This window comes from Trichlorobacter sp. (assembly GCF_034008105.1).
Taxonomy (GTDB): domain Bacteria; phylum Desulfobacterota; class Desulfuromonadia; order Geobacterales; family Pseudopelobacteraceae; genus Trichlorobacter.
In genome coordinates, this window is record NZ_JAVEPN010000006.1 from 1 (window position 1) to 18,806 (window position 18,806).

Consider the following 18,806-nt stretch of genomic DNA (forward strand, 5'->3'; position numbering starts at 1 on the left):
CACCGTACGGGGCAACAAGGTAATCGTGCCGGTCACCTTCAGTTACCGCGGCAATCTGGTGCAGGGTCGCATGTTGCTGGATACCGGCGCCTCCCTGACCGCCATCTTCCCCGGTCTGGCCAGCCGGCTTGGTATCCAGCCGGATCACGGACAGCGAGCGGTGGGCAGGATCGCCGACGGCAGTTTTGTTGAGGCGCAGCATATGCGGGTGGAGTATATGCAGGTGGGGCCCAAGGTGCAGCAGCATTCGGAGGTGGTGGTGCTGCAGCAGGCCGGTCCCTCGATGGGCTTTGACGGACTGCTGGGAATGAGTTTTCTGGGTGATTTCCGGTACCACGTCAATCTGCAGAACAGCACCATCGAGTGGCAGTAGCACCGCCGCAGGGTGTAAATTGAGCAGTAAACTATTCGTGATGTGCGGCCTCCCGCATACCACCCCGTACCCGTCTGAAGATGGTGAGCAGGGCAAGCAGTGCAGCCAACAGCAGCGCCCAGTTCATGATGATACCGTGCAGCAGCGGCTGGTGCACAAACACGGCCCAGGCGGTAAACAGACCGAGGGCGCCGAAAAAGAAGGCTCGGTTGCCCGCGCCGAAGGGGCCGTCATAACGACGTGAGGCACCAACGGCTACGCCCAGCAGCCCTGCACATTCAGCCACCCCGCACAGCCCCACCATGATCACCCAGCCGATGCTAAACTCCAACAGATCCAGAAAAGGCAGGTAGAGGGCCGCATCTGCTGCCACGAGGCCGATTTCGCGTGAGTACACGCCGGCTGGCGTCTCCTGTTCAGCATCAGTCAGCAGTTCGCTGATGACGTGTAACGCCATCCGCAGCAGCAGGAACGGACCCAGCAGCAGGTAGGGGTACGGGTTGGGGCCGTGGTCGGCAAAGGGCTGGTAGATCCAGATGCCGTAGGCCAGGGACGTCAGCATGACAAAGAGGTTGGCCATGGTGGCGGTTATGCCGCTGCGGGCCAACAGCGTTGCCAGCGGACGGAGCAGCTGCCGATAGGATTGTTGCACGTCGTGGACCAAAGGCATGGGTGATTCCTTTTGGATGTTTTAGCGACTTGACGCCATAATCAGAACTGTTCACAAGTGCGGCAGGGCATGAGGAAAACCGTGCAACCCGACAGCGGTTGCGCTACACTGCAGCGCACTCCGGCTGAAACCAGCCGGATCGGGAGGCGACAGATGAAGCGAGTTGGTACGATCCTGTTTCAGGGACTGGTGGCACTGCTGCCGGCCATCCTGACACTCTATATCCTCTTTTGGCTGGTCAGTTCAGCCGAGACGGTGCTGGGCGGCATGCTCAAACTGCTGTTGCCCAGCGGCTGGTACATCCCTGGCATGGGGCTCTTGGCGGGCCTCGTGGTCACCTTTCTGTTCGGCCTGGCGCTGAACGCCTTTCTGGTGCGGCGGCTGCTCGATCTGGGCGAGCGGCTGGCAGACCATATCCCGCTGGTAAAGACCCTCTACGGTTCGCTCAAAGATTTCATCGGTTTTTTTGCCAAACAACGGGATTCCCAGTTTAACCAAGTAGTTACCATGGATCTCGAGTTTGGCGGCAAGCCGATGCGTATGATCGGCTTTGTGACCCGCAGTGATTTCAGCAGCCTGCCGGCCGGCATCGGCGAGGAGGGTGAAATCGCCGTCTATCTGCCGCTGAGTTATCAGATCGGCGGCTATACGGTGATCGTACCGCGCTCCTCGGTAAAGCCGGTCAATATGTCTACCCATCGTGCCATGGGCTTTGTGGTCACCGGCGGCATGACCACCGACAAGGGCCTGAAATAGTCCAACTCGACCATTCAGGAGCGATCTTTCAGCCAGCTGCGCAGCAACTGCCGGCTGCGACATGTCATGGCAGGAAAGGCTGGCAGGGTGACGGCGCCGGCCAGCAACGTCAGCAGCGCCAGAAAGCTGAAGCCCTGGGCGGCACTCAGCTTGAGCGGCCCACTGAATAGAAAGGTCAGCACCGCTGCCAGCAGGATGCCGACCCAGTTGACAAAGCTGGAGGCGGCCAGGATCTCTCCTCGCAGGTCTTTGTGAGCCCGTAGCTGGATGAAGGTCTGCAGCGGCAGGCTGAAGATGCCGGCGCTGAGGCCGAACAGCACGATAGCAGTCACCACCAGCGGTAGACTGGGCGGCAGTAGCTGGAGTAACAGTGGTGCCACCACCAGGCCAATCGCCCCCAACGGCACGATCCCCAGCTCAACCCTGCGGCCCGAGATGCGGGCCGCCAACAGCGCCCCAGCGGCAATCCCCAGGGCAGACGCCAGAAACAGGTAGTTGCTGTGCACCTCGGAGAGGCCAAGCCGCTGTATGCCATAACCGATCAGGTTGAGTTGGGCAAAGGCCCCCACCAGCCAGAACCAAGCCAGGCCGGTCAGGGCCAGCAGCATCCAGCGGTCATGGCGGACCTGGCACAGGATGCGGATGATTTCGGTCGGAAAGAGCCTGATTCGCCGTTGAGGCGCCGCAGCAGCCACGGTCGGCAGCCCCAGGGAGCTTACAAAGCCGGCTAGCGATACTGCCAGGCAGAAGCAGGCGGTCAGCCAGAAACGGTTGGCAGTGGCCTGGGTCAGGGCCGATGCCAGGCTGGTGCCAAAGATGATCGCCAGAAAGGTGAAGGCCTCGATCAGGCCGTTGGCCCGCGACAGTTCGTGGCGGGGTGCCAGCTCTGGGATGATGCCGTACTTGGCTGGCGCGAAGAAGGCGCTTTGGGCAGCCATCAGGAACAGCAGCAGGTAGAGTGTGGTCTCTAGCCGTAGGCTGAAGGCCAGTACGGCAAAGGAGGTGATCAGTACCTCGGCTGCCTTGACCAGCACGGTGATCCGGCTCTTGCTGAAACGGTCCGCCAGGCAGCCGGCCGGTGCGGAAAAAAGCAGGAAGGGCACTACAAAGGCGGCCCCGGTGGTGGCGGTGACGATGCCTGCCCGGTCGCTGCCCTGGGCCTGAATCAGGAAAAAGATGATCAGCAGCTTGAGGATGTTGTCGTTCATCGCCCCCAGAAACTGGGTGGCGTTTAAGGCGCTCAGCCCGGCCGGCAGTTTCGGCATGTTGTTCACTTTGTGTTACAGCAGGTCCACCGGATCGATGTCCAGTGCTTCGCGTACGTTGGTGGCAAGGCTGCGGTCGCGGCGGTAGGCGGCAAGCAGGCGGCGCAGGTCGGCACGCTGGGCTGCTTTCAGGAGAATCTGATGGCGAAAGCGTCCCCGCAGGCGATAGAGCGGGGCCTGGGCCGGACCAAGAATCTCCAGCCGCAGGCCGAGCCGTGCCTTGAGCTGGGTCAGTAGTCGCGCTGCTACAGCGGCTGCGTCGCGGGTGGCCCCTTCGGCAGTGCCGGAAAACTGGATGGCCGCCAGGTGGCCGAAGGGCGGATAGCACAGTTCCTGTCTGAACTCCAGCTCTTCTGTGCAAAATCCGTCAAAATCATGCTGCAGGGCGCGGGCCACGGCGTAGTGTTCAGGGGTGGCGGCCTGCAGCACCACCCGTCCCGGCAGCTCGCCCCGGCCGGCCCGGCCGATCACCTGGGACAGCACCTGAAAGGTCCGCTCGGCAGCCCGAAAATCGGGCAGGTAGAGCGAGCCTTCCGCCTGCAGCACCCCCACCAGGGTCACACCGGGAAAGTCGTGCCCCTTGGCGATCATCTGGGTGCCCACCAGGATATCTACTTCACCCCGGGCCACCCGGGAGAGAATCCGGTTGTGGCCGTCCTTGCCGCCGGTGGTGTCGCTGTCCATTCGGGCGATGCGCGCCTCGGGAAAGTGTGCCCGCAGTTCGGCCTCGACCCGCTCGGTGCCGACGCCCAGTTCCTTCAGTTCCAGCTCGCCGCAGGCCGGGCAGGTGCCGGGGGCCGGCACCCGGTAGTCGCAGTAGTGGCAGCGGCTCTCGCCACGGCCGCGATGGTAGGTGAGCGAGACTGAGCAGTTTGGGCAGGAAAGGGCTTCTCCGCAGGACGGGCAAGAAAGCAGGGTGGCGAAACCGCGCCGGTTGAGGAACAACAACGATTGCTCGCCACGCTCCAGATTGCTGGTCAGCTCTGCCAGCAGTTCGGGAGACAGCGGAGACTCGGCGGTCAGACGGGTGGTGATTGGCAGTAACTCTGGCAGGGGGCGGCCAGCCACCCGCTCAGGCAGTTCCAGCAAGGTCAGGCGGCCATCCCGTGCCGCCTGGATGGTCGTCACCAGCGGTGTGGCCGATCCCAGCAGCACCACGGCGCCCTCGTCGCGACCGCGCACCAGGGCCAGGTCACGGGCATTGTAGCGCAGGCCGTCGGACTGCTTGAAGGAGGCCTCGTGTTCCTCGTCCACCACGATGATGCCGATCCGCTCCAGGGGCGCGAAGATGGCCGAGCGGGCGCCGATCACGATCGGTGCCTCACCGCGCCGGATGCGACGCCACTCGTCGTAACGCTCGCCGTCGGACAGGGCGCTGTGCAGCACGGCGATGCCGTCGCCGAAACGGGCGCGAAAGCGGCGCACCAACTGCGGGGTCAGCGATATTTCCGGTACCAGCACCAGGGCGCTTTTCCCCTGGCCGAGGCTGTGGGCGATGGCCTGCAGGTAGACCTCGGTCTTGCCGCTGCCGGTGATGCCATACAGCAAAAAGGGGGCAAAACCTCCCTGGTCAGCGGCAGTCAGCACTGCCTGCAGGGCGGCCTGCTGGTGCTGGTGCAACTCCTTGGGGCGGTCGCGCTCCACCTGCTCGCCGCTGAACGGGTTGCGGTAGACCTCACGGTGTTCCAGCCGCGCCAGGCCCAGCTCGGTCAATCGTTTCAGATTGGCCGAACAGTCGCCGAAGCGGGCCTTCAGTTCTGTTGAGGAGGCCTCACCGGACTCGTTGAGAAAGGCCAGGATTTCGGTTGCCTTGCCCCGCAGCGGCTTTGGCGGCGTCTGGCCGCTGCTGCTGAAGATCCGTTGCCTGAGTACCGTACGTCCGCCGATGATGGTCTCTGGACCGGCCCCTTTTCTGCTTTGCAGGTTGATGCCGGCCGGCAGGGCGGTCTTTAAGACCTCGCCCAGCGGGTGCAGGTAGTAGTCGGCGATCCAGCGGAAGAAGACCAGCTCCCGCTCTGTCCAGAGCGGCTCGTCATCCAGCACCTCCAGAACTGCCTTCAGCTGCTGACCTGCAGGGGGCGAATTGAGGCCCAACACGTAGGCGCTGACCTTGCGACGGCCGAAGGTGACCAGCACCCGCACGCCGGGTCGTACCCGTGCAGCCAGTTCCTGCGGTACGCAGTAGTGGAAGCTGCCATCCAGCGGCAGCGGCACGGCCACTTCGACGGTCAGGTCGTCACTCCGTGGTTGAGAATATGTGGGCGCTGTGGTAGTCACGGTGCAGCAGTATTGTGCAGGAACCCCCCGATGACAAGGGGAAAGTTGCGGCAGGGGAAGGTGTGCGGATGAACCTGTTCTTGCTTACATTTTTCCTGGTGTATGGTGCGGCTCACGGCTATTTTCTGCTGCGGGCCTGGCAAGGGCTCGCCTTGGGGCGGACCGGCGCTGGGCTGCTTCTGCTTTGGCTGCTGGCGATGATCGTCGCGCCACTGGCGGTGCGGTTGCTGGAACGGGGCGGACATGAGCTGATCGCCCAGGCGCTGGCCTATGTGGGTTTCTGTTGGATGGGCTTTCTGTTCCTGGTGATCACGCTGTTGGCGCTGTTTGATCTGCTGCGCCTCTCCCATTACCTAGCCAGTTTCTTTGTGCGGGTGCCAACCGTTGCCCTGTTTGCGCCCCGTCCCCTGTTTTGGTTCTGCTGTCTGACCGCCGCCCTGATCATCACCTATGGCTGGTTTGAGGCCCAGGCGGTCAGGACCGAGCAGGTCGTGCTGCCCTCGGCCAAGTTGCCGGCTGGGGTTGAGCGGGTGCGGATCGCGCTGATCTCCGATCTGCATGTGGGTCTGATCGTGCGGGATGGCCGGGCAAGCCGGGTGGTGGATGCGATCCGGCGGGCCGCGCCGGATATGCTGGTGGCCACCGGCGATATCGTGGATGGCCATGTCAGCCATTTTGACGGTGTTTCGGAGATGTTTCGGGGGCTGACGCCTCCCTTGGGGATGTTTGCCGTCTACGGCAATCATGAGTACTACGCCGGTTTCGGGCAGGCCACTGTCTTTTTGCAGCGCTCAGGTTTTCAGCTGCTGCGGGACGATCAGCGAGAGGTGGGCGAGTTTCTGACCGTGGTGGGGGTGGATGATCCGGCAGCCGGTCAGCGAGGGGAATTTCGGCCTGAGGATGAATCGCGTCTGCTGGCCGCAGTGCCGGCCGACCGTTTTGTGCTGCTGCTCAAGCACCGACCGGTGGTGGCCGATGCCAGCCGGGGGCGCTTTGATCTGCAGTTGTCAGGCCATGTGCACAAAGGGCAGGTCTTTCCGTTCAACCTGCTTACCTGGCTTCATTTTCCGGTGCGGGCCGGGTTGACCCGTCTGGACGAAGGAGGCTGGCTCTACGTCAGTCGGGGCAGCGGCACCTGGGGGCCGCCGATCCGCTTTCTGGCCCCGCCGGAAGTAACGATTATCGACCTGGTGCCTACCAGTACCTCTTCGGCGGCTCAGTATGGCCGATCTTCTTGATCTCTCCGTCTTCGACCTTGAAGACGTCACCAACTTCACTGGTCCACTGGTCGCCTTCCTCAAGCGGGCTGGGGAAGTTTTTGCTGCCCAGAAACACCTCTTCATCGTCGATATAGGCAAACCATTCCAGGGCGCCGGTCATCCAGATCCTGTTCTTCAGTTCCATCGCAGAAAGTACTCCTTGTTTGGTAAAGAATGCTGCCGACTTTCCTGCAAAAGTGGTCCGCAAGTCAATGTTTTTTTGGTTGCGGTGTCGGCCCCTGCACCTTGACATTCACCGAACGAATGGTTACATCAGACTAACAGGTAAAAAGCAGCTGTCATCTGAGTAATCGCTACCTTCCAGCAGGTGAGGCCCATGCCGCGATCGGGTGTCAAAAAGCCGTTGTTCCCGGGAATGTATAATCGGCATCTCGATGAGATGCGCAGGCTGCTGCAGGTGCTTGACCCCCACACCCTGGCGGAGGACGAGGGCGGCTTGACAGTGCCGATGGACAGCTTTGAGACCGAGTCGACCATTGTGCTGGAGCTGGATCTGCCCGGTGTTGATGCATCAGTCATCAACGTGGTGCAACGGGGCATGGTGCTGCAGATCGAAGTGGAAAAACGGGCCGAGCCTCGCCAGGAAGGGGCCCGCTATATCTGTCTGGAACGGCATTTTGGCCGTTTCCGTCGCACGGTGCGACTGCCGGACCAGGTGGACAGCAGTCAGCTGCGTGCCGAATACCAGCGCGGCGTGCTGCGGATCATCTGCCCCAAGGGGCGCGAACGTCGTATTGTGATTAAGGAGCCAGGTTGTGAGTAAGTCTGAGCAAGAAAAAGTAATCAACGAAGCCGTCAGCGATGCGGCTGAAGAGTTGCATATCCCTGAGGAGTTGCCGCTGCTACCGGTGCGCGATGTAGTGGTCTACCCCTTTATGATCATTCCCTTGTTTGTGGGCCGCGAGTCATCCATCAAGGCGGTGGATCAGGCCTTGGCTGGCGACCGGATGATCATGCTGGCCACCCAGCACGAGATCAGTGAGGAAGACCCCAGTCCGGACAAGATCTATCAGGTGGGCACCGTGGCCATGATCATGCGGATGCTGAAGCTGCCTGATGGTCGGGTCAAGATCCTGGTGCAGGGGCTGGTCAAGGCCCGCATCAGTGAGTTTGTGGAGGAAAAGCCCCACTACACCGTACGGATCGAACGGATGTCCGACCTGCCGGCCCCGGAAAACCTGGAGACCGAGGCGCTGATCCGCACCGTGCGTGAGCAGCTGACCAAGGTGGCCGAACTGGGTAAGCAGATCTCCCCCGAGGTGATGGTAATCCTTGAAAACATCGCCGACCCCGGCAGTATGGCCGACCTGATCGCCAGCAACATCGGCCTCAAGCTGATCGAGGCCCAGACGCTGCTGGAGATTGAGGACCCGATCAAACGTCTGACCAAGGTCAACGAACTGTTGGCCAAGGAACACGAGATGCTTTCGGTGCAGGCCAAGATTCAGAACGCCGCTCGGGAGGAGATGGGCAAGAACCAGAAGGAATACTACCTGCGCGAGCAGATGAAGGCCATCCAGCAGGAGCTGGGCGACAACGACGGCCGTGAGGAGCTGGAGGAACTGCGCAAGTCCATCGAGTCGGCCAAGATGCCGGAGGCGGTCCAGAAGGAGGCTCTCAAGCAGTTGGGGCGTCTGGAGCGGATGCACAGCGACTCCGGTGAGGCAGGCGTGATCCGCACCTACCTGGATTGGCTGATCGACATCCCCTGGTCCAAGACCACCCGCGATTCGCTGGACATCAAGCGCGCCAAGCAGATCCTGGACGAGGATCACTCCTACCTGGACAAGGTCAAGGAGCGGATTCTTGAATTCCTGGCGGTGCGCAAGCTGAACAAGAAGATGAAGGGGCCGATCCTCTGCTTTGTGGGCCCCCCCGGCGTGGGCAAGACCTCGTTGGGCAAATCCATCGCCCGGGCCTTGAACCGCAAGTTCGTGCGGATTTCACTGGGCGGGGTGCGGGATGAGGCCGAGATTCGCGGTCACCGTCGCACCTACCTGGGGGCGTTGCCGGGCCGGATCATTCAGGGCATGAAGCAGGCCGGCACCAAGAACCCGGTCTTCATGCTGGATGAGCTGGACAAGCTGGGCTACGACTACAAGGGCGATCCTTCGGCAGCGTTGTTGGAGGTGCTGGACCCGCAGCAGAACAACGCCTTTTCCGATCATTATGTCAACCTGCCCTATGATCTGTCCAACGTGCTGTTCGTGGCCACCGCCAACCACAGCGATCCGATCCCCTCGGCCCTCTACGACCGGATGGAAGTCATCAATATCCCCGGTTACACCGAGGAGGAGAAGCTGGAGATCGCCAAGAAGTACCTGGTGCCGCGTCAGCTCAAAGATAACGGTTTGAAAGCCAAGCATATCGCCTTTGAGGACGAGGCGCTCAAGGAGCTGATCGCCAAGTACACCCGCGAGGCCGGTCTGCGTAACCTGGAGCGGGAGATCGGTACGGTCTGCCGCAAGGTGGCCCGCAAGATAGCAGAAGGTTCCAATCGGCAGATGAAGATCACCCCCACCACCCTGACCACCTATCTGGGCGCCGCCAAGTTTCTGCGGGACGATGAGATGGATAAAAACGAGGTCGGTGTGGTGAACGGTCTGGCCTGGACATCGGTGGGGGGCGAGGTGCTGCATATCGAGGCCACCACCATGCAGGGCAAGGGAGGGCTGGCGTTGACCGGCCAACTGGGCGATGTGATGAAGGAGTCGGTGCAGGCTGCTCTGGCCTATATCCGCTCCCACGGTAGCGATTTCCATATCGCCCCTGACTGGTTTCAGGAAAACGAGATTCATGTGCATGTGCCGGCCGGCGCAGTGCCCAAGGATGGCCCCTCGGCCGGTTGCGCCATGGTAACCGCCCTGGTCTCGGTCTTGACCAAGACCGCAGTCAAAAAAGATGTGGCCATGACCGGTGAATTCTCTCTGCGGGGCAAGGTCATGCCGATCGGCGGGCTGAAAGAAAAGATACTGGCTGCGGTACGGGCCGGCATGAAAACGGTGATCATTCCGGAACAGAACAAAAAGGACCTGGAGGATATCCCCAAGGAGATGCAGAAAAAGGTCCGGATTGTGCCGGTCAAGGAGATCGACGAGGTACTCAAGCTGGCCCTGGAACGCTATCCGATCCCGGCGCCAAAAGGCAAGCCCAAGTCAGCCACCCCCAAGGTGGTGGTGCGCCCCAACCGCGAGATTACGGCCTGATGCGGCTGTGAACAGTACGATGGGAGACGGGGCATGGTGTCACACACCATGCCCCGCTTGTTTTCAGGGCGGCTGTACGTACAGTCAGAAAGACCGCTTTGCATACAAACTGCATCTGTGATAGTGTCATCTGGCTAGACTGGCTAGTTTGCGGAGGGTGGCATGAAAGCAACGATAAAAGATCAACATACCTTTGAGCGGCAGTGGCAGTTGCAGGACGCCAAGAATCGGCTGAGCCAGGTGGTTGAGCGTGCTGTCCATGACGGGCCGCAGACCATCACCCTGCGCGGCAAGCCGACTGTAGTGGTTGTCTCCTTTGAAGAATTCCGCCGGCTGAACGCCCCACAAGAGTCCTTGGCCAGCTTCTTTAAAAAGTCGCCATTGCACGGACTGGAACTGGACCTGCAGCGCAGCGATGACCTCTCGCGTGAGGTCGATCTGTGAAATACCTGCTGGATACCTGCCTGATTTCTGAACTGGTCAAAAAAGAGCCGCATCCAGCTGTTCTGCGTTGGCTGGATGAGCAGGACGAACAGCGGCTGTTCATCAGTGTGCTGGTGCTGGGCGAGCTTAATAAAGGCGTTGCCAAGCTGGCTGCAGGGGATCGCAAGCAGGCGTTGCTCTCCTGGGTTGAACATGATCTTGTTGAGCGCTTTGAAGGACGAATTGTCGGTCTTGATCTGGAGACGGCGGTCCTTTGGGGACGGATGCAAGGTGAGGCGGAAAAAGCGGGTGAAAAGCTGCCGGTGAAGGATTCCCTGATCGCTGCAACGGCCTTGCGCAGTGGCTTTACGGTTATCACCCGCAATGTCAGGGATCTGCAACGCTGCGGGGCAGCGGTGTGCAATCCTTGGGAAACAGAACGTTAGTAGCGAAAGGTCTTTCTATGCGAAACATGCTATTGCTGGTTTGTGCCGTTGCGCTGCTTTTGCCTCTTCCAGCTTTTGCCGAAATCAAGGTCGTCACCCACACCGTGCAGCAGCCATTCGGCGGCAGTCAATCGCCGGATGATGCTCGCACTGCCGGCATAGCTCGCGCCAAGCGCGAGGCGCTGGAGCAGTTCGGCACCTATATAGAAAGTACCACGGTGGTGAAGGACTCGCAGGTGGATAGCGATGAGATTCTGGCCCTGACGGCCGGGGTCACCAAGGCCGAGGTGATCAAGCAGAAGAACTACACCGATGGTGATGGGTTTGGTCTGGAGATCACTGTCAAGGTAGAGCTGGATACCGCTGTGCTGGACCAGAGCCTGAAGCGGTTGCTGCAGGACCGTAACCACCTCAAGGATTTGAAGACTGCCCGTGTGAGAGAAAAAGAACTGCTGGCCCGAATTGCGGAACTGGAAAAAGAGAACAAGCAGCAGGGGAAGACAGAGAAGCAGAAGGAATCCTTGAAAAAAGAGTTTCAAAAAACCCGTGATGGGCTGACGGCAGTAGAGTGGTTTGATAAGGCGATGGCGTTGTGGGACGGGGAAAAATATGCAGAACCCCTAAAAGCAATTGAATACATCACCCACGCCATTCAGCTTAATCCTACTGATGCAGCCTTCTACAACAACCGTGGGCTTGCTTATGCGGTTTTTAAGCAGTATTCAAAGGCAATTAAGGACTATACACAAGCGATCAAACTAAATTCTAATTTTGCATTAGCCTACAGCAATCGAGGGGCTGCTTACCTAGATCTTAAAAACCACCAGCAGGCCATTAAAGACTTAAATCAGGCTGTTAAATTAGATCCATCTTATGCTCCTGCTTACTACAACCGCGGAAAAACCTATATATCGCTTAACCAGTACGAGCAGGCTATAGCCGACTACAACCAGGCTATTTACCTAGATCCCGCGTATGCCAGCGCTTACTATAATCGAGGAAATGCCTACAGTGATTTGAATCAATACCAGTTGGCTATTGACGATTATACTCAGGCTATCCGCCTTAATCCAGGCAGTGCTGATGTTTATAACAACCGGGGAATTGCTTATAAGGCACTCAATCAATACCAACAGGCCGTTAACGATTATGACCAAGCAATTCGTCTAGCCCCTACAGATGCTACCGCATATCGCAATAGGGGAATTGTTTTTACTGCTTTAAATGATCACCAGAAAGCGATCAACGATTTCAATCAGGCAATTCAAATTAACTCAAAATATTCGACTGTTTATTCTGATCTTGGTAATGCGTATAGCGATTTAGAGATGTACTCAAAGGCCGTTGAATTTTATGATCATGCTATTCGAATCGCCCCTAATGATGCATTAACCTACTACAATCGGGGGCGCGCAAAATTGGCTTTGGAGCAGCCAGAAAAGGCTATTTCTGATTTTAATAAATCTTTAAGTCTGACACCAGCCTTTACGCCTGCAATTATGGGGCGTGGCTTAGCCTATATGGTGATTCCAAAGGTCAAACAGGGCTGCATTGATCTGATGAATGCATGCAAGCTTGGCGAATGCAAAGGTTATGAGCTTGCCAAGCAGCAAATGATGTGTAAGTAAGGTTCCTCTATGTACAAGCAACATCAAGCGTTTAAGCTTCCACCTGAAACTACCATCATCTGGCGCTACATGTCATTTGGTCAGTTTTCTTGGCTGATAGCGCATGAAAACCTCTATTTTTCACGGCTTGACCAGCATGAAGATGGCTGGGAAGGATTTATGCCCAGAAATTGGGATAAAGGTAAGAGCCGATATATCCGTTTTACAAAATACATTAACTGCTGGCACATGAATGACAGTGAATCAGATGCTATGTGGAAATGTTATGGCAGTCCATACGGTGAAACAGTTGCTGTCAAAACGAGTGTTAATAGGCTTATCAAGTCATTAGAACGGTCTTCAGTCCCTGTTTATATTGGTAGTGTTGATTACAGCGAGTCAGATACTCTCGAAACCAACCTCTACACGCCTGTTCTGTTCAAACGCAAAGCCTTTCAGCATGAGCAGGAATTGCGGCTTTGTATCTCAAGCGATTCATGCGACAACCCACTAGATTTTTCTCCAGTAATCCAGCAAGCAGATGCTTTGGGCTGTCAAATAACAGAGATGGAGTTCTTAAAAGCTGCAGGCGAAAAAGGGGCATGCGTGTCCGTTGAACTCAATCAGTTTGTTGATGAGATTGTTCTTTGCCCCAATCGTAAGCCGTGGCTCAAAGAGGCCGTTGAATATGTAGCGAGGCCAAAACTTCCTCATGTGCGGATCACAGAGTCGGTAATTTCGCAGGACACAGTGTGTAATGAGGAGGGCACTGATGTACGTTCATAAGCAGGAGGCTGCGATGGGTGAGAAACTGAAGCTTAATATGAACCTTCAGCAAATGACAGAGCAAATTCTTCCCTACTGCAAACAACAAGGTGTCAGCAAACTTGGAATCTTTGGATCATTTGCCCGTGGAACTGCCCGACCTGATAGTGACCTTGATCTTTTGGTAGACTTTGTCCATCCAACGAGTCTGCTGACGCAGATACGGATAGAACGCGAACTTTCGGAACTGCTTGGCATTAAGATTGATCTGGTTACGGAACAGGGGCTAAGTCCGTACCTGCGTGACCAGATTAAAGCTGAGCTCAAGGTGATACTGTAATGATCAAAAATGATGAAGTATATCTTGCCCATATTACCGATGCCATAATCCAGATTGAACTGTACACGCAAGGGCTTGATGCAGAAGGATTCAGGCAAAACAGGCTGGTACAGGATGCCGTTATACGACAGTTTGAGATCATCGGCGAAGCCAGCAAGAATGTTTCTTCAGCCTTGCGTAGTCAGCATCCGGAAGTGCCATGGAAAGATCTGGCAGGCTTCCGCGACAAACTGATTCATCACTATTTCGGTGTTGACATCGTTTCAGTCTGGCTTTCGGTTACCACTGACCTGCCGATCCTGAAACAACAGATTTTCTCACTCATTACCAACAAATGAAGACCACCACTTCCCTCTCCTCTCTCGGCGAATTTGGCCTAATTGACCGGATTCGCGTCCGATTTCCCCAACCCGCCCCGCCGGAGCTGGGGATTGGCGATGATGCCGCCCTGCTTTCCCCCTCACCGGGGATGCAACTGGTGGTCTCCACCGACCTGCTGGCCGAAGGGGTGCATTTTGAGCGCTCCTTCGGCCAGTTGCATCTGTTGGGGCGCAAGAGTCTGGCGGTCAACCTCTCCGACCTGGCCGCCATGGGGGCACGCCCCCGCTGGTTTTTCCTTTCCCTGGCCATTCCGGCCGGCTTTCCCCTGGACCAGATCGAGGCCTTTCTGGATGGCCTGGCTGAACAGGCCGCCGAGCATGGCGTGCTGCTGGCCGGTGGCGATACCTGCGGCTCCAAGAGCGGTCTGGTGATCTCGGTGACCATCATGGGGGAACAACGGCCCGAACTGCTGCTGCGGCGGAGCGGCACCCGGCCGGGTGATGATATCTGGGTCAGTGGCAGTCTGGGTGACTCCGCCCTTGGCTTGCGGCTGTTGCTGAAAGATAAAGGCTCTATTGGCGATGATGCGACGGAATATGTCGTTAATAGACACCTCGATCCGACCCCGCGCTGCGGGTTGGGGCAGAACCTGGCCGAGGCCGGTCTGGCCAGCGCCATGATTGATATCAGCGATGGTCTGCTGGCCGATCTGGGGCATCTCTGCCACCAGTCCGGTTGCGGCGCCGAGATTCTGCTCGCTCAAGTCCCGCGCTCAACCCCGTTTGATGCCGTAACCGCCGGTGCATCCCCAACCCCCTGGCAGCTGGTAGTGGCCGGTGGCGAGGATTACGAGCTCTGTTTTACCGCCCCCCCGGCCCGGCGGGCCGCCATCCTGGAAACGGCAAATAGTGCTGGCGTTCCGGTGACGGTTATTGGTAAAGTAACCGACTCTGGACAGGTGGTTGCCTGCCTGCCGGACGGATCGAACTTCCAGCCATCTGCTTCCGGCTATACCCACTTTTAAGGCCTCTTTTGAAAGGAATTGTACCGATGTCCACCCCGCTTACCCCGCAACAAGCCCGCCGCACTGCCGATACCATCCGTTTTCTTGCCGCTGATGCGGTTGAAAAGGCCAATTCAGGCCACCCCGGTCTGCCGATGGGGGCTGCCGATATGGCCGTTGCCCTGTGGGGCGGCTTTTTAAACGTGAATCCCGGCGATACCGCCTGGGCCAACCGCGATCGTTTCGTCCTTTCGGCCGGTCATGGCTCGATGCTGCTCTATTCGCTGCTGCACCTGTTCGGCTTTGATCTCTCCATGGATGAACTGAAAAACTTCCGCCAGTGGGGCAGCAAAACCCCCGGCCACCCTGAATTTGGCCACACACCCGGCGTTGAGGTGACCACCGGCCCGCTGGGGCAGGGGATTGCCAACGGCGTTGGCATGGCCCTGGCCGCCAAGATGGCGGCCGAGCGGTTCAATACCCCTGACTTCTCTCCGATCACCCATCGGGTGTTTGGTCTGGTTGGTGACGGTGACCTGCAGGAGGGGATCAGCTATGAGGCAGCGGCCCTGGCTGGCCACCTGGGCCTGGGCAACCTGGTCTACCTGTACGATGACAACAGCATCACCATTGAGGGTACGACCAACCTGGCCTGGTCCGAGGATGTGGCCAAGCGTTTTGAGGCCGCCGGCTGGCATATCCAGAAGGTGGATGGCCACGACCACGCCGCCCTGACCAGCGCCATCCAGAACGGCATCAACGAGACCGCCAAGCCGTCGCTGATCATCGCCACCACTCAGATCGCCTTTGGCTCGCCCAACAAACAGGGTTCCTCCGGGGCCCACGGCTCGCCGCTGGGCAAGGACGAACTGGCCGCTACCCGCACCAACCTGAACTGGGAACTGGGACCGTTTGAGGTGCCGGCCGAGGTGCGCGAGTTGTGCGCAGGCCGGGTGGCCGAGATGAAGAAGGGCTATGACGCCTGGCAGGCGGGGTTTGCTGCCTGGCGTAGCGCCAACCCCGACAAGGCCAAGCTGTGGGATGCCACCTGGCAGAAGCAGCTGCCGGCCGATCTGGCTCAACAACTGCTGGCCGTGGTGGACGGCAAGACCGGCGCCACCCGCGCCCTGTCCGGTGCGGTGCTGCAGAAGGCTGCCGAGCTGATCCCGGCCCTGGCCGGCGGCTCCGCCGACCTGGCCCCCTCCAACAACAGCGACATCAAGGGCGGCGGTTCGGTGCAACCGGGCGCCTTTGGCGGCCGCAACCTGCACTTCGGTATCCGCGAGCATGCCATGGGGGCGGTCTGTAACGGCATGGCGCTCTACGGCTGCTTTATCCCTTACGGCGCCACCTTCCTGGTCTTCTCCGACTACTGCCGTTCGGCAGTGCGGCTGTCGGCCCTGATGCAGCAGCAGGTGGTTTACATCTTTACCCACGATTCCTACGCCGTTGGCGAGGATGGTCCGACCCATCAGCCGATCGAACATACCGCTTCGCTGCGGATGATCCCCGGCCTGCAGGTGATCCGGCCGGCTGACGCAGCTGAGACTGCTCTGGCCTGGTATGCCGCGCTCAAGTACCACAACGGCCCCACCGCCCTGATCCTGACCCGTCAGGCTTTGCCGCTCTTGCCCCGTATTGAGGGCAGCGACCCGACCCAACCACTGATGGGTGGTTATGTGCTGGCCGATGCGGCCAATCCGGCAGTGGTGCTGATGGCCTCCGGCTCCGAAGTTTCGCTGGCCCTGGAAGCCGCCAAGCTGCTGGCAGGCCAGGGGGTAGCCGCCCGGGTGGTGTCGGTGCCTGATCTGGGCACCTTCATGGCCCAGCCGCTGGCCTACCGTCGTTCGGTGTTGCCGGCCGGTGTCAAGCGGGTGGCCATCGAGGCCGGCCGTGGCGAATCCTGGGGCCGGCTGTTGGGTGAGGAAGGCCTGTTCATCGGCTGGGAACAGTTCGGTGCATCGGCTCCGGCCGACGTGCTGGCTGAGCAGTTCGGGTTGACTCCGGCCAAGGTGGCTGAGACGGTTGTAGCCTTCGTGAAGGCATAATGGATCTCGTCAGTCTGCTCAAAAAATCGCTCTTGTTTTCAGGTCTCAACGATGAGGATCTGCAGTCGTTGGCGGCCATTACGGTGCGTCGCGCGGTGAGCAAGGGGGAGACCCTGTTCAGTGAAGGGGAGGAGGCCACCGGTTTCTTTCTGCTGATCGAGGGTCACCTCAAGCTGTGCCGGGTCTCACCGGAGGGGCGCGAGAAGGTGCTGCACTTTGTGCACCCCGGTGAGACCTTTGCCGAAGCGGCCTTTTTCGGTGACGGCCGCTATCCGGCCGAGGCCCGCGCCCTGGAACCAGGCGAGGTGCTGTTCCTGCCCCGCCAGGGGTTCATGGAGCTGATGGGTTCCAAACCGCAGTTCGCCCTGAATCTGGTGGTGTCGCTGTCGCTTTCCCTACGCCGTTTCGCACGCCAGATCGAGGAGTTGACCTTTGCCGACGTCACCTCCCGGCTGGCCTCGTTTCTGATCAAACGGGCCGAGGAACAGTCCACCAGCTACGGCGGGATCACCTACCTGGAGCTGGGCATCAAGAAGGGTGAACTGGCAGCCCAGTTGGGCACTGCCGGCGAGACCATCTCCCGCACCTTCCGCAAGCTGAAGGAGGAGGGGATCATCGAGCTGGACGGACGAAAAGTTACTATTTTGCAGATGGAGCGGCTGCAGCAGATGGCCAGCCGCCAGCAGTGATGAAAGGAAGGTAGTATGTTGATCGTGATGAGCCACACCGCCAGCCAGGCTGATATCGATAAGGTGATTCAGAACGTCAAACAGTTGGGTTTCAGCGCCGCGCCGATTCCCGGTGGTGAGCGGACCGCCATCGGTGTGCTGGGCAACAAGGGCTATGTGGATGATGCAACTATCCGCGACCTGCCCGGCGTACAACAGACAATCCATGTCTCCAAGCCGTACAAGCTGGTCTCCCGCGACTTCCACCCCGAGGATACGATTGTTGATGTGGCCGGGGTCAAGATCGGCGAGGGGCAGCGGCCGGTGGTGGTTGCCGGTCCCTGCGCGGTGGAGAGCGAGGAGCAGATACTTACAACCGCCCGTTTCGTCAAACAGGCCGGTGCCGATCTGCTGCGTGGCGGCGCCTTCAAGCCCCGCACCGGCCCCCACACCTTCCAGGGCCTGCGCGAAGAGGGACTGAAGCTGCTGGCCAAGGCCCGCGAGGCAACCGGTCTGCCGATCGTGACCGAGGTAATGAGCCCGGATAACGTCGGCTTAGTGGCCGAGTATGCCGACCTGCTGCAGGTGGGAGCCCGCAACATGCAGAACTTCGATCTGCTACGGGAGTTGGGCAAGATCCGCAAGCCGGTGTTGTTGAAGCGGGGCATGAGCGCCACCATCGAGGAGTTTCTGGCCGCTGCCGAATACATCCTGGCCGAGGGCAACCAGCAGGTGATCCTCTGCGAGCGCGGTATCCGTACCTTTGAGACCGCCACCCGCAATACGCTTGATCTGGCCATGGTGCCGCTGGTGAAAGAGCTGACCCACCTGCCGATCATGGTGGATCCCTCCCATGCCACCGGTAAGCGCAGTCTGGTGACGCCGATGTCCAAGGCGGCCCTGGTGGCTGGTGCCCACGGTGTGTTGGTGGAGGTGCACCCCGAGCCGGAAAAGGCCTTGTCCGATGGTCCCCAATCGCTGACGTTCCCCGGCTTTGAGGCGCTGATGGCCGATGTTCGCAGGCTGCAGCACTGCCTGCAGCAGTGCTCAACACAAAGCGCTTGAAAAAATGAACCGGCAGGACTACGATAAAACCGTCTACACCGTGCTCTCTGCCCTGCCCGTGACGGCCTGTAGCGCCCGGGCGGAATACTTGTTGAAACGGGGATCGTTCCCTGCCGTGGTGTGCTGCCCTCTGTACGTGGGAATTGCCTGAAGCGGTATATTGAGACCCATCTGTAGAGGAACTCGCCAGAGGACCTTTGGGGCCACAACGACAGGGCGGAGAGACTTTTGGAAGAGGGGATGCGGACCAGGCATCCCTTTTTTTATAGCTTCAGGAGGGTACCAAGCTGGCT

19 protein-coding genes and 1 other RNA gene are annotated in these 18,806 nt (G+C 59.2%); 16 read left to right on the top strand and 4 right to left on the bottom strand.

Translation table 11 applies throughout. The features are described 5' to 3' along the window. Positions 1–373, top strand: a 373-nt coding sequence (locus RBQ93_RS04765) for a retropepsin-like aspartic protease (protein ID WP_320370880.1), incomplete at its 5' end; no start/stop codon positions are given. A 31-nt stretch (positions 374–404) separates the two neighbouring features. Here the strand turns inward: RBQ93_RS04765 and RBQ93_RS04770 are convergent. After that, on the bottom strand, positions 405–1,043 hold the full coding sequence (locus RBQ93_RS04770; protein ID WP_320370881.1) for a CDP-alcohol phosphatidyltransferase family protein: 639 nt from the start codon (positions 1,041–1,043) through the stop codon (positions 405–407). A 153-nt stretch (positions 1,044–1,196) separates the two neighbouring features. Between RBQ93_RS04770 and RBQ93_RS04775 the strand changes: the two genes are divergently transcribed. Next, positions 1,197–1,799 carry a DUF502 domain-containing protein gene (locus RBQ93_RS04775; RefSeq protein ID WP_320370882.1) on the top strand — a complete coding sequence of 201 codons (603 nt, stop codon included), beginning with the start codon at positions 1,197–1,199 and terminating at the stop codon, positions 1,797–1,799. Positions 1,800–1,813: 14 nt separating this feature from the next. On the opposite strand, the gene RBQ93_RS04780 is transcribed toward RBQ93_RS04775, so the two are convergent. Then, entirely contained in the window at positions 1,814–3,064 is a 1,251-nt protein-coding gene (locus RBQ93_RS04780) for an MFS transporter (RefSeq protein ID WP_320370883.1), read from the bottom strand. 15 nt (positions 3,065–3,079) lie between these two features. Then, positions 3,080–5,341, bottom strand: coding sequence for a primosomal protein N' (gene priA / locus RBQ93_RS04785; protein WP_320370884.1), 2,262 nt, complete (start codon positions 5,339–5,341; stop codon positions 3,080–3,082). 68 nt (positions 5,342–5,409) lie between these two features. Between priA and RBQ93_RS04790 the strand changes: the two genes are divergently transcribed. Beyond that, the gene (locus tag RBQ93_RS04790) at positions 5,410–6,579 is read left to right on the top strand and encodes a metallophosphoesterase (RefSeq protein WP_320370886.1); all 1,170 of its coding nucleotides are present in this window, start codon (positions 5,410–5,412) and stop codon (positions 6,577–6,579) included. Here RBQ93_RS04790 and RBQ93_RS04795 read toward each other — a convergent pair. After that, the gene (locus RBQ93_RS04795; protein ID WP_320370887.1) at positions 6,536–6,745 is read right to left on the bottom strand and encodes a hypothetical protein; all 210 of its coding nucleotides are present in this window, start codon (positions 6,743–6,745) and stop codon (positions 6,536–6,538) included. The two genes, RBQ93_RS04790 and RBQ93_RS04795, sit on opposite strands and share 44 nt — an antisense overlap. Positions 6,746–6,937: 192 nt before the next feature. On the opposite strand from RBQ93_RS04795, the gene RBQ93_RS04800 reads away from it, so the two are divergent. From RBQ93_RS04800 to ssrS, 13 genes are all read left to right on the top strand, one after another. Further along, positions 6,938–7,384 (top strand): Hsp20/alpha crystallin family protein, encoded by a 447-nt coding sequence (locus tag RBQ93_RS04800; protein ID WP_320370889.1) that lies wholly within the window; start codon positions 6,938–6,940, stop codon positions 7,382–7,384. After that, a complete protein-coding gene (gene lon / locus RBQ93_RS04805) occupies positions 7,377–9,827 on the top strand; it encodes an endopeptidase La (protein WP_320370891.1) in 2,451 nt (816 codons plus the stop codon). The genes RBQ93_RS04800 and lon overlap by 8 nt, the downstream gene beginning before the upstream one ends. 162 nt (positions 9,828–9,989) lie before the next feature. Beyond that, complete coding sequence (locus RBQ93_RS04810; protein WP_320370892.1) at positions 9,990–10,271, top strand: type II toxin-antitoxin system Phd/YefM family antitoxin; 282 nt, start codon at positions 9,990–9,992, stop codon at positions 10,269–10,271. Next, entirely contained in the window at positions 10,268–10,696 is a 429-nt protein-coding gene (locus RBQ93_RS04815) for a type II toxin-antitoxin system VapC family toxin (RefSeq protein WP_320370893.1), read from the top strand. The genes RBQ93_RS04810 and RBQ93_RS04815 overlap by 4 nt, the downstream gene beginning before the upstream one ends. A gap of 17 nt (positions 10,697–10,713) precedes the next feature. Beyond that, the gene (locus RBQ93_RS04820) at positions 10,714–12,324 is read left to right on the top strand and encodes a tetratricopeptide repeat protein (protein WP_320370894.1); all 1,611 of its coding nucleotides are present in this window, start codon (positions 10,714–10,716) and stop codon (positions 12,322–12,324) included. Positions 12,325–12,333: 9 nt separating this feature from the next. After that, a complete protein-coding gene (locus RBQ93_RS04825) occupies positions 12,334–13,089 on the top strand; it encodes a hypothetical protein (protein WP_320370895.1) in 756 nt (251 codons plus the stop codon). Between the two features lie 13 nt (positions 13,090–13,102). Continuing rightward, positions 13,103–13,408, top strand: a complete 306-nt coding sequence (locus tag RBQ93_RS04830) for a nucleotidyltransferase family protein (protein WP_320370896.1) — start codon at positions 13,103–13,105, stop codon at positions 13,406–13,408. Next, on the top strand, positions 13,408–13,746 hold the full coding sequence (locus RBQ93_RS04835; RefSeq protein WP_320370897.1) for a DUF86 domain-containing protein: 339 nt from the start codon (positions 13,408–13,410) through the stop codon (positions 13,744–13,746). Before RBQ93_RS04830 ends, RBQ93_RS04835 begins: the two co-directional genes overlap by 1 nt. Continuing rightward, positions 13,743–14,753, top strand: a complete 1,011-nt coding sequence (gene thiL, locus RBQ93_RS04840) for a thiamine-phosphate kinase (RefSeq protein ID WP_320370898.1) — start codon at positions 13,743–13,745, stop codon at positions 14,751–14,753. The genes RBQ93_RS04835 and thiL overlap by 4 nt, the downstream gene beginning before the upstream one ends. A gap of 26 nt (positions 14,754–14,779) precedes the next feature. Continuing rightward, positions 14,780–16,780: a transketolase gene (tkt, locus tag RBQ93_RS04845; protein WP_320370899.1), complete on the top strand. Its 2,001-nt coding sequence runs from the start codon at positions 14,780–14,782 to the stop codon at positions 16,778–16,780. After that, complete coding sequence (locus RBQ93_RS04850; RefSeq protein WP_320370900.1) at positions 16,780–17,469, top strand: Crp/Fnr family transcriptional regulator; 690 nt, start codon at positions 16,780–16,782, stop codon at positions 17,467–17,469. The genes tkt and RBQ93_RS04850 overlap by 1 nt, the downstream gene beginning before the upstream one ends. 15 nt (positions 17,470–17,484) lie before the next feature. Then, positions 17,485–18,513, top strand: a complete 1,029-nt coding sequence (gene aroF, locus RBQ93_RS04855) for a 3-deoxy-7-phosphoheptulonate synthase (RefSeq protein WP_320370901.1) — start codon at positions 17,485–17,487, stop codon at positions 18,511–18,513. 41 nt (positions 18,514–18,554) lie between these two features. After that, positions 18,555–18,740, top strand: a non-coding RNA gene (gene ssrS / locus RBQ93_RS04860) — 6S RNA. Positions 18,741–18,806 lie beyond the last annotated feature (66 nt).